The following is a 14,536-nucleotide window of genomic DNA, read 5'->3' as shown; positions in this document are numbered from 1 at the left end:
GCCATGCGGTCCTGTGTCATTATCGCGCTCAGAGCCTCTATTCCTTTGTTCGCGGGAAAGCCGTCTCATTCCTTCGTCCCGCTCGACCACAAGTCGGCCGGCGTGCGCAGCGTGGGTCAAGGGCGGCCATCGGCCGGCGCTTCGCGCGCACCCTTGACCGCAGCGAGCACGCTGGCAGGCTGGCGGTTCGGCGGAGAAAGGTCGTCACGGCGCTATGCCGTTATCCTGCTCGCTTGCGGGCTTGTGCTCGGCGCGGGACCGGCGGCGACCTTGGCGCAATCAACGCCGGTCGCGCGTACGGTCGCCGCCGATCCGCATGGCGGTCATATCGCGGAGGCGTCGCAGCGCTTCGGCATTCCCGAACACTGGATTCGCGCCGTGCTGCGCGCCGAGAGCGCGGGCGGCGTGCGCGCGATCTCGTCGGCCGGCGCGATCGGGTTGATGCAGGTCATGCCCGATACCTGGGCGGGCCTGCGCGTCCGCTATCGGCTCGGCCGCAACCCTTACGATCCGCGCGATAACATCCTCGCAGGCACCGCCTATCTGCGCGATATGTGGGACCGATACGGCAATGTGACGGCGATGCTCGCCGCCTACAATGCCGGTCCCGGCCGCTATGACGAGCATCGCGCGACAGGCCGTCCGCTCTCGGCCGAAACCCGCGCCTATGTCGCCGCCCTCGCACCAGCGCTCGGCGTGGCAGTCGCAGCCGGGACGCCGGAGAAGCAGTCCGCACCGCCGCCTGATTGGCGCGATGCATCGCTCTTCGTCATGCGTCCGAGCGACAGGCGGAGCGCCGATCCGGTGCATACTATCGGCACATCAGGCGACGCTCGCTCCACCGATCCGTCGCGCGAGCGCCGCAGCGCGGAGCCGCAGGGCGGCAGCATGTTCGTGGCGCGCGCCGACGATGGGAGAGCACCATGAGGATGGCGTTTCCCCGTCCGCTTGCGCTTGCTCCGGTGTGCAGTGGGGCAAGGTCGCGCCTGGCTGCATTCCCGGTCGGAAGGGCGGAAAGGTTGGAAAAGGCGGAGGGCAAGATAAAGGAAACCGGCACCATGGGGTGGCGGTTTCAGGGCAAGCCTTTGTCTGCACACTGTTTTGGCACGCCGTTTCCGGCACCTTCCTTCTGGAGCCCGCGTGCCGCGTGTCGGCGTAAAGCCTTGGCTTTGCAGGGTTTCGACCGGCACCATAGCCCGAAATCGGACGGTTTTCCGCATTTTTGGCCGGAGGCGCGCGCTTGAGCGCCGACGACGAATTCCGTTTCCGGCCGAAGCCCGGCCGCATCCGCGCCGACACGCCGAAGCTCGGCAAGGCCAAGAGCTTTCTCACCCAGGCGAAGAAGATCGCCCGCCAGCAGAGCAACAGCCCGTCGCGGTCATCCGCGTCATCGCCATCGCGCTCTCGATCCTCGGCGACCGCCAAGGGCGGCAAAGCGTCGCGGACGAGCGCGCCGGGCCTGAAGCGCGGACGCGGCGCGGCCTTCGTTCGCGCCCGCACCCTGTCGGGCGGGTGGAAGCACAGCAGTCCCGGCCAGCGCCGCGTCGTCGTCAAAACCCGCTACGTCCAGGGCGCTGGGAAGAACGGCAAATCCGCCGCCCATCTCCGCTACATCCAGCGCGACGGCACCTCGCGCGATGGCGAGCGCGGCCAGCTCTATTCGGCGACCGAGGACCGCGCCGACGGCGTTGCCTTCGTCGAGCGCGGCGCGGACGATCGCCACCAGTTCCGGTTCATCGTCTCGCCCGAAGACGGCGCGGACCTTTCCGATCTCACGGCCTATACGCGCGACCTCATGGCCCAGGTCGAAACCGATCTCTGCACCCGGCTCGATTGGGTCGCGGTCAATCACCACAACACCGGCCATCCCCATGTCCATGTCATCGTGCGCGGCAAGGATGAGCTGGGCGAAAACCTCGTCATCAACGGCGACTATCTCGCCAATGGCATCCGCGAGCGGGCGAGCGAGTTGACCACGCTGGAGCTTGGCCCCGTCACCGAGATCGAGCAGAGCCGCAAGCTCTCGGCCGAAATCGATCAGGAGCGTTTCACCCGCATCGACCGCGCTATGACCGAGGAAGCCGCAGACCTTTTCCTCGACCTGCGCAATGAGCTCGTCGATCCTAAGCGCCAGTTCAACCGGACCCTACGCCTGCGCCGCCTCGCCAAGCTGGAGAAGATGGGCCTCGTCACCGAGCACGCGCCAGGCGTCTGGGCATTGGGCGAGCGCATGGAACCGGCGCTACGCGAACTGGGCGAGCGCGGCGACATCATCCGCACGATGCACAAGGCGCTGAAGGCCGACGGGCTGGAGCGCGATCCGATGACCTTCCAGATTCACGACGCTGCGCCGGAAGTCCCGATCATCGGCCGCGTCATCGACAAATATCTGACCGACGAGCTGGGCGAGAACCTGACCGTCGTGGTCGATGGCATCGACGGCCGCACGCACCATGTCGCCGGCATTGACGCCGGCCGTATCGCGGACGCACGGATCGGCAGCGTCGTCGAGATCGGCCCCGCCGACACCGCGAGCCGTCCGTCCGACCGCACCATCGTGACAGTCGCCGAAGGCGGCGTCTATCGGCCGAGCCGTCATCTCGAACTGGCGAAGTTCGAGGGCCGCGTGCCGGGCGGCGACTATGACGGCTATGTCGACGCCCATGTGCGCCGGCTGGAGGCGCTACGCCGCGCCGGCATCGTCGAGCGGATCGACGCAGACCAATGGCGCATCCCCGACGACTTCGAGAGCCGCGCCGCCGCCTATGACGTGGGCCGCAACAAGCAGGCCAATATCCGCATCCTCTCGGCCGCCCGGCTCGAACAGCAGATCGGCGCGGACGGCGCGACCTGGCTCGACCGGCGGCTCATGACGGCGGAAACATCCGACCTCGCGCCTACCGGCTTCGGCTTTGAGGTGCGCCAGGCGATCGACCGCCGCCGCGAGCATCATATCGACCGTGGCGACGCGACGCTCGGTCTGAACGGTGGCACGCTTTATCGGCGTAATCTCCTCGCCACGCTGCGCGCGCGGGAGATCGAACGCATCGGCGGCGAGATGGCTGCGACGAAGAACCTGCCGTTCCGCGCCGCCAGCGACGGCGAGACCGTCAGCGGCAGATTCACCGGGACCGTCCACCTATCGAGCGGCAAGTTCGCCGTCGTCGAGCAGAGCCACGAGTTCACCCTTGTCCCGTGGCGCCCGGTCATCGACCGCCAACTTGGCCGTGAGGTGAGCGGTATCGTGCAGGGCGGATCGGTGTCGTGGCAGATTGGCCGACAACGGGGCTTAGCTCTGTAGCGATGTTTCGGTTGCCGGATGAAGCCGCCGAGGGCCGCTCTTGGGATCAGGCAAACCCGATCATACTTTATCCTGGATCGCGCAAATCTCCGCTTATGGAGAGAAGTCCAAGCATCCCAGTTGTGACGAAGATCGCCGCGAAGCCAGCCCAGACCGTCATGACGAATATCACGTCGCGAGCGCGGACCACCGACGGTTTACGATCGCTACGAGAGCTGAAGGCACCGAACCCGCGTGCATCCATGGCAAGGGAGAGACGTGTCGCGTAGCGGGCACCGGCCGCGAGCAGCGGAACGATCGATCGACCGGTGCGACGCAAATAGCCGACCGGACCAGCAGGATCGATGATGCCGCGCGCCCGCTGAGCCGCACGCAATGTGAGGAGCTCCTGACGGTAACGGGGTGCGAATCGCATCGCGGCGATCGAACCGTATGCAAAGCGATAGGGAATGCGGCATTGGTGGACCAGTGCGCTTGCGAGCTGGTCGGTCGTGGTGCCGAGGGAGCCAAGCAGCGCCAACATCATCATCGCCGCCAAGCGCACGGCGGTTGATGCACCATTATGCGTGGCGGCGGCGCGCAACGTAATCCACCCGTCGATGATAATAGGTGAGTCCCTGACGAGATCGGATCGGGTGAGCAGAGCGAAGACGAGGGTCGTCCAGGTGCCGACCAGCAGTATCGCTACGACTCCGGCGAGCAACGCGCGAAGCCGCAGCGGGACACCAGAGACAATAGCGACGAGCGCTAGCCCTGCCACGACAGCGGGCGTGGCGATGTCGCGGGTGAACGAGAGTAGAGCGAGCGGCGGGAGCGTGGCAGCGAACTTGGCTACCGGGTTGATCGTTGCCAGCCAACTCCGGCGGGTTGCGGTATTGCGCCCGTCGCTCATGGTGTGATTTCCCGAATCTGCCCGGTGCGATAGACCGAGTGCCATTCAGGTCTTTCTTCCGCGAGTGCGAGCGCGGTGCGGCGCACCGGCGGGGGACGGAGGCCTGCTCGCTCAAACAGCCTAGCGTCGCAAAGGACTTCTCCTGTCGCGCCCACTTGGAGGAGATGCCCCTGTGAGAGCAGGGCCACGCGATGGGCATGGTCGGCAAGGAGCTGCAGATCGTGTGTGATCATTATTATGGTGATGCCTGCGACGTTCAGTTCGCAGATCATGCTTACGATTTCGCGCGCACGGGCTTGATCCTGCCCGAAGGTCGGTTCGTCCAGGATGAGAATTGTCGGCTCCGCAATTAGAGCAGTTGCGACGGAAAGGCGGCGCTTCTCTCCGTGGGAAAGCAGAAACGGATTCACATCGGCATAGCGGGCCAGATCAAAACGCCCGAGCATGCGATCAACACGATCGCCGATTTCGTGTTTGCAACGGCGCCGGACGCGCAGGCCGTAAGCGAGTTCATCGCGGACGGTGCGTGCGAGGAACTGATGCTCGGGATTCTGAAAGACATAGCCGATACGATCACCGATCTGCCGAGTATCCAACTCGGCGATTGAGGTGCCGGCAAGCACGATCGAGCCGGACGAGAGCGGAACCAGACCTGCGATCGCGCGAGTGAGCGTGCTCTTTCCAGCCCCGTTGACACCGGCAATGGCAAGAAACTCCCCGGACCTTATCCGAAGATCAACGTCGTGGAGCACGTTCACGCCCCCGATCCTGACACCGGCGGCGTGAACGTCGATCGCAACATTTTGCTCAGCAAGCGCTTGATCGTGCGATCTGCCCGGATCGGTAGTCGGCGCGATTGTGCCCTCAGGCGCCTCGACCGCATCGAGGGCCTGCGCAAGCTCGCTGACTGTCAGCGGCAGTACCCGTTCGGGATCGGCGTCAAGACCCAGGCGGAGACCGATGCGGGTTGCGGTCGGAAGCCATATTCCGCGTTCAGAAAGCTCGCGCGCATGCATGCCGAGCACTTCGGCAGGAGTTCCATCGTGAATAATGGTGCCGTTGCCGTCGAGCACGACGACACGATCGGCCAGTTGGAGAGCGTCATCGAGTTCGTGTTCGATCAGGACAATCGCACGCGAGGCGTCCTTGAGGGTTGTGAGAGCAGCGTAAAACTCGGCCGAGGCGACCGGATCAAGGTTCGCGGTCGGTTCGTCGAGCACAAGCACCGGCGGATCGAGAGCAAGCGCGCAGGCAATCGCAAGACGTTGCCGACCGCCGCCGGACAATTCGGTGGGAGCGCGGAGCGCTTCCTCGCGGCTATTGGCTAAGCCCATCCTGCGAAGAGCGGTGAGCGCACGGGTCTCGATCTCGTCAACCGGAACGAGAAGATTTTCCAGCCCGAAGCACACCTCATCCAGCAAGCTGCCTGTAACGATCTGGGCATCCGGGTCCTGGAAAACGATCCCGACCTTTGCAGCGAGCTGCCCGGCGTCGATATGCTTGGTATCGATGCCAGCGCATAGCACCTGGCCGCGTAGGTCCGCTTCCACGCTGTTCGGAATGAGGCCCGCGAGGGCCAGCATGACAGTGGACTTGCCGCAGCCGGAAGGACCGAGCAGCAAAACTGTCTCACCGGGATAGATGTCGAGATCGATCTGATCGCCGATCCATCTGTCGCTCGTGTCATAGCGTATGCTGACGTCTTTCAGAGAGATGACGGGGTTCGTCTTATCGGCTGTCGTCACCACGAAGTCCTCCCGCAATGCCAGCTCGGGCCAGCGCACGAGCGACGACGAGGGACAACAGGCTTCCCGCGACAAACGAGGCGATCTGGACGGTGCAGATCAAAGCGACCAGACCGCCGTCCATACTCGGCAGGTTGTACGTATAGATACTGATGGCGCAGGAGATGAGGCCGGAGATCACGCCTGCGGCGGTGAACATGATCCAGCCAAACCAGCGGTATCGGGTCACGAAGAATGGCATCTCCATGACGGCACCCCACATCGCCATCACAACGACCATCAGCAAGGCGCCTGGAGACACGATCAACACGACACCGGCAGCGGCCGCGCCGATCACACCCGAGCCGCCGCGTCGGAGCACGGCAAGCGGCAGCAACGCGGCCATGCCCCACAAACCGAACGAAGCGGAGGCGACGGGCGGAAAGGCGGTCGTAAAGCCGACAAGGGCAAGATTGACCGGGACCAGAATAATGCCGATCGCTGCACCGAGGGCCGCCGCGATCAGGATCGTTCGTGTGCTGTAACGCCGGCGGCGCGAAGCAACAGGTTTTTGGCCGGGAATAGACACAGGCTGGTTCCGTCGAAACGTGGCGAGCGCGTTGGTCCCGGTCGGCTGAAGGCTCGACACGGGACCGAAACGACGTTCAGAAAGTCTTGGTGATGCCAACGCCCACGATGCGGCCCTGGCCGACATTCACTGTCGGGACGCCATTGAGAGGCGCGCCAAAAGCCTCGTAACGCTCATCCAGCAAGTTCCGGCCGAAGGCGTAAACCTCGAAATCCCCGCCGTCGTTCTTCCAGCCAACACGCGCGTTCACAATGTGGTACGGATCGAGGTCGAAGGAATCTTCGGGATCGGCCGCGCGAGAACCGTTGAACTGATACTGGACGTTGAATGAGAACGCCCCCGGCAGGTTCATGACCGATCCCGGCGCGTCATATTGAAGCGCGGTCGAGAATGTCCAGTCGGCTGTGTTCGGGACGCGATTGCCCTTCACCCTAGCGTAGTTCGCGCCGTTCGCGCCAAGAGAGCTGTGCGTATAACCGACGCCGCCGATGAAGCTCAGGCTTTCCGTGATGCGAGCACGGGCCTGAAGCTCGAATCCGCTCGTTGTATAGTCCTGATAGGTGGTCTTGAATGCGAGAGGTGCCCGCGGATCGAGATAGGCGATAAGGCCATTCTTGATATCGTTGTGAAACACGCTCCCGTCGAGTTGCAGACGGTCATCGAACAGGCTCGCTTTCACACCAGCCTCGTAAGTCCAACCTGTCGCGGCGGGATATGGATCGGGAAGGACACCGTTCACGACGGACGGCAGGAGCGAGTAAACGCGCGTCGAGTGTCCGCGGGCAACGGAAACATACGTCTGAATGTCGTCGGTCCACTTGTAAGACAGTGCGAGCCTGCCGGTCGGATACGTCTGCGTGGTTGAATTGCGGCCGGTCAGTCCCGGCAAGTTCAGCGCGTTGGTGAAGCCTGCATCGATATCGTCATGGCTTAGACGTGCGCCGGCGGAGACTTCCCAGCGCTCGGCGAACGGTATCGATATGTCGCCGAACAGACCAAGATTCGTGCTGTCGATGGACGCCGTGGTCGTGTTCGGCGGGAGCGTGCATTGCAAAGCATCGCACAAACGGCTGCCTTCGGTGCGCACCACACTCGCGCCCACCACCCAGCGGATCGGATCGCCTTCAAGCGAACTCAGGCGGAATTCCTGACTGTAGATGTTTTCCTTGTCGATCGTGCCGCCAACGCCAGGGATAGCAGGCAAACCGATCCTGTCGAAAACGAGCTTGTCAGCAAAACTCGACCATCTCTCGCCTTCATTGCTCTGATACGCGCTGATCGAGGCAAACCTGAATTGATCGAAATCATGTTCGACTTTTAGCGTCACATCCCCGTGCGTTGTTTTTGCGTAGGGCTCGGTCAACGTTCCGCTGATCGGAAAGCCAGGCGTGTCGCGTAACAGAATTGCCGGGGCGTTGCCCTTGTCGCTCAAATATGAGCCGGACAAGGTAATCGTGGTGTTCTCCAGACCAGAAAAGCGCAGGCCGCCACGAAATGCGCCGATATCACGCTTACCGAGATCCTCGGTGAACAGGCTGTCGATGTCTCCGTCCTGACGTCCAAAACGAACCGCCATCCGTCCGTCGAGCGCACCGGGAATGATATTGCCGCCGAGAACTGCTTCACCCATACGGTAGCCGTTCGATCCGAACTCAGTGGTGAAGCGAATATCGCGCTCCCCGTCAGGTTCATTGGTCACGACATTGATGGCGCCACCGAGCGCATTGGTGCCCCAAAGCGTGCCCTGCGGCCCTCGCAGGACTTCGACGCGATTGACATCGAGCAGAACGCTCGAAGCGCTCATCATGCTGTTGGGAACACCATCGACATTGAAGCCAACGGTGCCGTCGGAGAAATTGAGCGGCGTGCCGAGCGAGCTTACGCCACGGATCGAGAAGAACTGCGTTCCGGCGCCACGGTCGACCCATTGAACATTGGGAGAATTGCGCGCGATGGCAGGGGCGGATGCAAGGGGAGTTGCGGCCAGGTCTTCCGGCGAGACCACGGTGACGCTCTCAGGCACGTCCTCAAGTCGCTCGTCCGTTTTGCGCGCGGTGATGATGATCGGATCGAGAACTGTGACATTGTCGGCTTCTTGGCGCGACGAACGCCGGCTTTCCTGCGCATAGGTCGGCTCCATTGCCGAAAGAGCAAAGACCAGCGTGGTCACGGAAACCCCGCTCAACATCAGATTACTTTTATTCCAAAGTGCCATACCAGCCCCCAACGACGATTCGACGGACATACCTGCGAGTGATCCGCATTATCGACGTTGATAAACTTGAGGCTGAAACTCGCCTTTCGCTGTTTCGCCAAACAGATTTCCGATGCTGCCAAAATGCTCGTTCAGCGCTTTCGGGACTATCGGAAGGGACTATTTACTGATGCCTGCTCGGGGCAATCAGCTCATCCATGGCCTTTGAGATGACGCTCTGGCGACACCGCTATTCGAAACCGGCAATGGTCCGGGAGACGAGGATTCCATTGATGATCGATTCTTGGAGGTTTTCTCCGTCAAACAGACCTGCGCCACAGGGTTAGGTAGCGGTGATGTCCCGGTCCGGGCGTTTGCATCTTCGTTCGGCATGTATGCTGATCTGCCTTATCACGGCGCCCCCGCAACCCGCGCTGGCTGCCGCTCCTGAGTCTTCCGTCAAGAAGGCTTGCGAAGCGGAGATCCTGTCAATCTGCGTGCGGCCGTGGCGGCTTACGCCCGACGCTATATCGAGCTGTGTCGAGGAAAACCGCCTCAAGCTCTCTTCGATGTGCAGAGTTCTCTGGGCCACTCTCCGCAAGTGCCAGTTGGAGGTAAAAGAGGTGTGCGGCGGACTGAATCCGCTCACGATCAATCATTGTTTGAAGAACTCCATCGACAAGTTCACCCCGACCTGCCGGCAGACATTAAACGATAGATGAGCTTCTCGTTGCTGCCGGGCTGTCGGGAGAAGGCGTCTTTTCGCGGTCCCCGCGTATCATCGTCACTGCCGCGCTCCGCGAAATAGCGGCCGGGCGGCTTGCCGGTCGTCTTCTTGAACATGGTGATGAAGCTGCTGGCCGTCTCGTAGCCGAGGTCGAGCGCCACCGCCTGAACGCTGTCGCCGCTCGCCATGCGCTGGAGTGCCAGCGTGACGTGGAGCTGGTGACGCCAGCGCCAGAGACTCATGCCGGTCTCGTGTCGCATCTTCCGGCTCAGCGTTCTCTCGCTCATCGCGCAGCGCGCTGCCCACTGCGCCACCGATGACTTGTCATCAGGAGCGGACATCATCATGTCGGCGAGACGCCGCAGGCTGGGATCGGACGGCAATGGAAGCCGGTGGTCTTCAGTCCGGGCAGCGCTCAGTTCATCGAGGATGACTGGAAGCAACCGGACTTCCGGTCCATCCAGGGGGTAAAGCGCACTAAACTGCGCGGCGCGGATCAGTGCCTCTCGCAGCAGGGGCGAGACAGACATCGTACAGCAGGCCCGTGGAAGGTTCGGATAGACGTTGGGATCGAAGAACAGAACGTAATATTCGGTCTTGCCGAAAGCCTGACACTTATGCGGCGTGCCGGATGGAATCCATACCGCGCTTTGCGGAGAGACTGTCCAGAGGCTACGCTCAATCTCGCAAGTGAGAACACCTTTGACGGTATAGATCAGTTCGCATCTGCGGTGCTGATGCTCTGAAACCTCAAGGCGGTTTGCGACCTGCTTGAGACCGATAGCGACGACAGGCCGAGGAATCCTGTCGATTCGAGCGACGTCCCGTTGCACGTACTGCAATGCGGTTTCCAAACCATCCATGCCTACTTCTCCTGGCCGGCGGAACGCCGCATCGAACGATCCCGCCAAAATCTCGAACGGCCATTCGCTTCCTTTCCACCACACGGATCGGCGACTATTTCGAATGCGCCGGGGATGGCTCGGCAGGTGCGGGAGCTCGCCGGAAACGGCCATGAAGGCCCTCGATTGCCAGAAACAGCGCCGGCGTGGTCAGGAGCGACAGCACCGTTGCCACAATCAGGCCGCCTATCACGACGATCGCCATAGGGGCGCGGAACCCGCCGCCGACGGCAGCACCCAATGCGCTCGGCAACATGCCTGCCACCATCGCCAGCGTGGTCATCAGGATGGGCCGCGCCCGGGTGCAGCAGGCATGGACGATGGCGTCGGCAGGCGGCATCCCGTGATCCTCACCGATCTTGGCGAAGTCCACGAGCAGGATCGCATTCTTGGCCACGATTCCCATCAGCATGAGAACGCCGATCAGCACGGGCAGATTGATCGGTGTGCCGGTCACGAACAATGCCAGGATCGCGCCCGTCAGGGCCAGCGGCAGGGACAACAGGATGATCAGAGGCTGACGCACGCCCGAGAACAGCAACACCAGGACGGCGAACATCAGCAGCAACCCGAGGCCCAGCGCGCCGACGAAGCCGTTCATGACCTCATCCATCAGTTCGCCGTCGCCAGCAGCCTGGATTGATATGCTGGATGACAACGCACGCACCTCTTCGGAGGCACGAATTCCGGAGAGCGCTGTGCCGAGGGTCTGCCCGGCCGCGAGGTCGGCGCCAACCAAGACACGACGTTGGCGGTCATATCGTTCGATCGACGAAGGCCCGCCTTGCCACCGAACGTCGGCAACGGCGGAGAGCGGAACGGGCCGTCCGTCGATCCGCGTAACCGGGAGTGCACGCAGCAATTCGATGTCACGCCGGGCGGCGGCATCCAGACGTACGCGTATGGGGACCAGACGGTCTTCCGCCTTGAACTTCGGCAACACGATATCTGCGTCGCCCACCGCGGCCAGGCGCACCGCATCGGCAATCTGCACGGTCGAGATATCGAGCCGGGAAGCATCAGGCAGCCGCGGCGTGATGTGGATCTCGCTGCGCGTGAAGCCGGAATCCGTGGAGACGTTCGCCAGACCCATCGCCTGCATCTGTGTCCCAACCAGCGCCGTTGCTTCGTGCAACCGTGCGGGCGAAGCCGCAGCGACGGAGATTTCCACCTCGCGCCCTAGATTGCTGTTCAGCGGCCAAGCCCGCAGATCCGGCAGGGTGCGCAGCAAATCGCGAACGGCAAGCTGCACCTGACGCTGGCTCCGCTGCCGCTCGCCCCTCGGTCTCAGGTGGACGATCAAGGTGGAAAGTCGAAGCTCCTGCCTTCCCGAAGGCGACACACCGCCTTCCACCAGGACGTGCGCAACGTCGGGTATTTCGGCACGCACGCGCTTTGCCATGGCATCGGTTCGGTCGGCCAACTGCGTCAGTGTGATTCCGGGAGAGGCTTCCACGGCGAATATAAGACGGCCGGTATCTTCCGCCGGCACCAGATCATCCGGCAACTGACTGGCAGCCGCCAGTGACAGCGCAAAGCCCAGGACGCTGACGATGATCACCGTACCTTTCCGGCGAACCACCCAGCCCAGTATGCGCGCATACCAGCCGGTCGATGATACCGGGGACGTCTCCTCGGATAGCGGCTTTGTCGAAGAGCGCAGCAAGTTGGCAGCCATGATGGGCGTGATCAGCCGGGCCACCAGCAGCGAGAACAGGACCGAAACCGAGACCGTCAGACCGAACTGCTTGAAGTATTGGCCTGCGACGCCGCTCATGAAGCCCACCGGCGCGAACACCACGGCGACGCTGGTCGAGATGGCCATCACCGCCAGGCCGATCTCGGCGGTGGCGTCGAATGTGGCCTGCCGGGGCGTCTTGCCCATGTGCATGTGTCGCTCGATGTTCTCGATCTCGACGATGGCGTCGTCCACCAGGATGCCGGTCACCAGCGTCACGCCAAGGAGGCTGAGCATGTTCAGCGTGTAGCCCGCCAGATCGAGCACCCAGAAGGTCGGAACGATGGCCAGCGGCAAGGAGGTCGCGGCGATCAGGGTGGCGCGCCAGTCGCGCAGAAAGACGAAGACCACGAAGACAGCCAGTGCCGCGCCCTCGAGCAACGTGCTCATTGCTGCATCGAAAGTCTCCTGCGTGGGGGTGACGGTCTCGTCTATGCGCGTGAACGTGATATCTGGTGCCAAGGCCTGCAGTGACGGCAGCGCATTGGCGACCGCATGTGCCACCGCGATCTCGTCGGCGTTTCGCGCGCGGAACACGGAGAAAGCAACCGCAGCGTGCTCGCCATCACGGCGCAGGAATGTCTGGGCTTCTGCAGTCGTATCCGTGATGCGCGCGATATCGCCGAGACGCAAGCTGCGACCGGCCAGAGGCAGGAGCGTGTCGGCCAGTTCCTCGACCGAACGTGCGCGCGCCAGTATGCGTACCGGTTGCTGGCTATCGGCCGCATTCCAATGCCCGGCGGGCAGATCGACCCTGCCGCCTCGAAGGGCGCTTTGCACTTCGCCGACAGTGACGCCCAGGGACAACAACCGATCCGGATGCAGGGCGATTTCAATCTCCCTTGCGTTGCCGCCCCGGCGCACGACATCGCCAACCCCAGGCAGCCCGCGCAGGCGTTGGGAAACAGCGTCGTCGATGAACCACGACAGTTCCGCGAGCGATCTGCCGGGCGACGAAACCTGCCACGTCACCAGCGCAACACCTTCCGTATCGATCTTGGAAACGATCGGCGCGTCGATGTCGGCAGGCAGTTGGCTGCGTAGCGCATCGACGCGAGTCTTGACCTCGAACAGCGCGGTGTCGGGCGCCACATTCAGTTGGAATTCGATCCGAGTGGAGGAAAGTCCATCGGTGATCGAAGAACTCACATGGCGTATGCCGGTGATCCCCGCCACCGCGTTCTCGACCAGACGCGTCACGTCTGTTTCCAATTCTTCGGGCGCAGCTCCGGGCTGCGAAATGGATACGTTGACCAGCGGCAGGTCGATGTTGGGGGTCCGCCCGACCGGCAATGACAGGAAGGACGACACGCCCAGCAACATCAGCAAGACAAACAGCACCACCGATGGCACGGGCTGGCGAATGGCCCACGCGGAAATATTGAGATTCATCGTGCGATGCCCCTTGCGTCATCGCCGACCGCAGCGGTCCGAACGGGATCGCCATCGCGCAGCAACGAACCCGCTCTCGCCACGACAGCATCGCCGGCATTCAACCCCTCGATGATTTCGGCATGCTCAGCGTTCTGCGCGCCCAGCGTCACGCCCCGTCGCAGGGCCTTGCTGTCCGCGACGACGAAGACATAGGCTCCTTGCTGGTCGAACAGCAGGCTGGATTGCGGAATGGCGAGGAGATCGGCGCGGCCGATCCGCAGGCGGGCGCTGGCGCCAGCGCCGGAGACAAGGCCCGAGGGCGCGTTGTTGAGGCTAATCCAGGCCCGGCCCAATCGGGTCTTGCTGTCCAGTGCGCCGGACAGGCGGCGCACTGTGCCCGACATCGCTTGCCCGTCTGCCAGCGTGATGTCGGCGCTTTGGCCGATACGAACCTGGCGCCAGGCTGCTTCGCTTAGGTCGGCCACCAGTTCGATGGTGCCCTCGGCCGCGATCTCGAAGAGGGGCTTTTCGTTCGCGACCTCGCCGATTTCGATGTGTCGTCGCTGCAGCAACCCCGCCACGGGTGCGCGGACTTCCGCGCGTGCAACGTCGATTTCTAACGCGCGCACACGCGCCTGTGCTTCTACATAGCTGGCCGTTGCTGCATCGGCGGCACTGCCTGCCATCGTGCCAGAAGTCTTAAGTGCTTGGGCGCGAGCCAGCGCCTGCTCGGCACGATGAAGTTCTCCACGCGCGCCGGACAACTCAGCGCTCTGCCGCTCGGAGGACAGGCGTGCCAAGACCTGGCCGGAGCGGACCGTCTGGCCCTCTTCGGCCAGGAGTTCGGTCACCACCAGGCCGGACGTCTGTGCGTGAACCAGCGCCACACGATGCGGTATCAGCGAACCGGTCACCGTGATGGAAGAAACCAGGGGCAGGATTTGTGCGCGCACGATGCTGATGACTGGAGCGGGATCCGCCGCCGCTTCAGGTTCATCCCCATCATTGCAACCTTGAAGGACTAGCAGGACGATCAGAAGGGCGGGCCATGATCGAGGGGAATGACGAGGCATAAAAGCGTTCCTAAAAAACTGT

At 62.9% G+C, this 14,536-nt stretch carries 9 protein-coding genes; 2 read left to right on the top strand and 7 right to left on the bottom strand.

Annotation, left to right across the window (positions count from 1 at the left end; translation table 11 throughout):
* Positions 1–3: 3 nt before the first annotated feature.
* Both JN302_RS03785 and JN302_RS03780 read left to right on the top strand, forming a co-directional pair.
* The gene (locus JN302_RS03785; protein ID WP_202331833.1) at positions 4–927 is read left to right on the top strand and encodes a lytic transglycosylase domain-containing protein; all 924 of its coding nucleotides are present in this window, start codon (positions 4–6) and stop codon (positions 925–927) included.
* An 868-nt stretch (positions 928–1,795) separates the two neighbouring features.
* On the top strand, positions 1,796–3,301 hold the full coding sequence (locus JN302_RS03780; RefSeq protein ID WP_342215981.1) for a DUF3363 domain-containing protein: 1,506 nt from the start codon (positions 1,796–1,798) through the stop codon (positions 3,299–3,301).
* A 67-nt stretch (positions 3,302–3,368) separates the two neighbouring features.
* On the opposite strand, the gene JN302_RS03775 is transcribed toward JN302_RS03780, so the two are convergent.
* The 7 genes from JN302_RS03775 to JN302_RS03745 form a co-directional block, all read right to left on the bottom strand.
* Positions 3,369–4,193 carry an energy-coupling factor transporter transmembrane component T family protein gene (locus tag JN302_RS03775; protein ID WP_202331831.1) on the bottom strand — a complete coding sequence of 275 codons (825 nt, stop codon included), beginning with the start codon at positions 4,191–4,193 and terminating at the stop codon, positions 3,369–3,371.
* A complete protein-coding gene (locus JN302_RS03770; RefSeq protein WP_202331829.1) occupies positions 4,190–5,941 on the bottom strand; it encodes an ABC transporter ATP-binding protein in 1,752 nt (583 codons plus the stop codon). The genes JN302_RS03775 and JN302_RS03770 overlap by 4 nt, the downstream gene beginning before the upstream one ends.
* Complete coding sequence (locus JN302_RS03765; protein WP_202331827.1) at positions 5,922–6,506, bottom strand: ECF transporter S component; 585 nt, start codon at positions 6,504–6,506, stop codon at positions 5,922–5,924. The genes JN302_RS03770 and JN302_RS03765 overlap by 20 nt, the downstream gene beginning before the upstream one ends.
* Positions 6,507–6,582: 76 nt before the next feature.
* The gene (locus JN302_RS03760) at positions 6,583–8,721 is read right to left on the bottom strand and encodes a TonB-dependent receptor (protein WP_202331825.1); all 2,139 of its coding nucleotides are present in this window, start codon (positions 8,719–8,721) and stop codon (positions 6,583–6,585) included.
* Positions 8,722–9,384: 663 nt separating this feature from the next.
* Positions 9,385–10,443 (bottom strand): AraC family transcriptional regulator, encoded by a 1,059-nt coding sequence (locus tag JN302_RS03755; RefSeq protein WP_244846184.1) that lies wholly within the window; start codon positions 10,441–10,443, stop codon positions 9,385–9,387.
* On the bottom strand, positions 10,385–13,459 hold the full coding sequence (locus tag JN302_RS03750; protein WP_202331823.1) for an efflux RND transporter permease subunit: 3,075 nt from the start codon (positions 13,457–13,459) through the stop codon (positions 10,385–10,387). Before JN302_RS03750 ends, JN302_RS03755 begins: the two co-directional genes overlap by 59 nt.
* Positions 13,456–14,514, bottom strand: a complete 1,059-nt coding sequence (locus JN302_RS03745) for an efflux RND transporter periplasmic adaptor subunit (protein WP_202331821.1) — start codon at positions 14,512–14,514, stop codon at positions 13,456–13,458. Before JN302_RS03745 ends, JN302_RS03750 begins: the two co-directional genes overlap by 4 nt.
* Positions 14,515–14,536: the final 22 nt, after the last annotated feature.

The sequence above is a fragment of the Mesorhizobium sp. L-8-3 genome, assembly GCF_016756615.1.
GTDB lineage: Bacteria > Pseudomonadota > Alphaproteobacteria > Rhizobiales > Rhizobiaceae.
The sequence above is the reverse complement of the archived record's forward strand: the minus strand, read 5'-3'. Positions and strand labels throughout refer to the sequence as shown.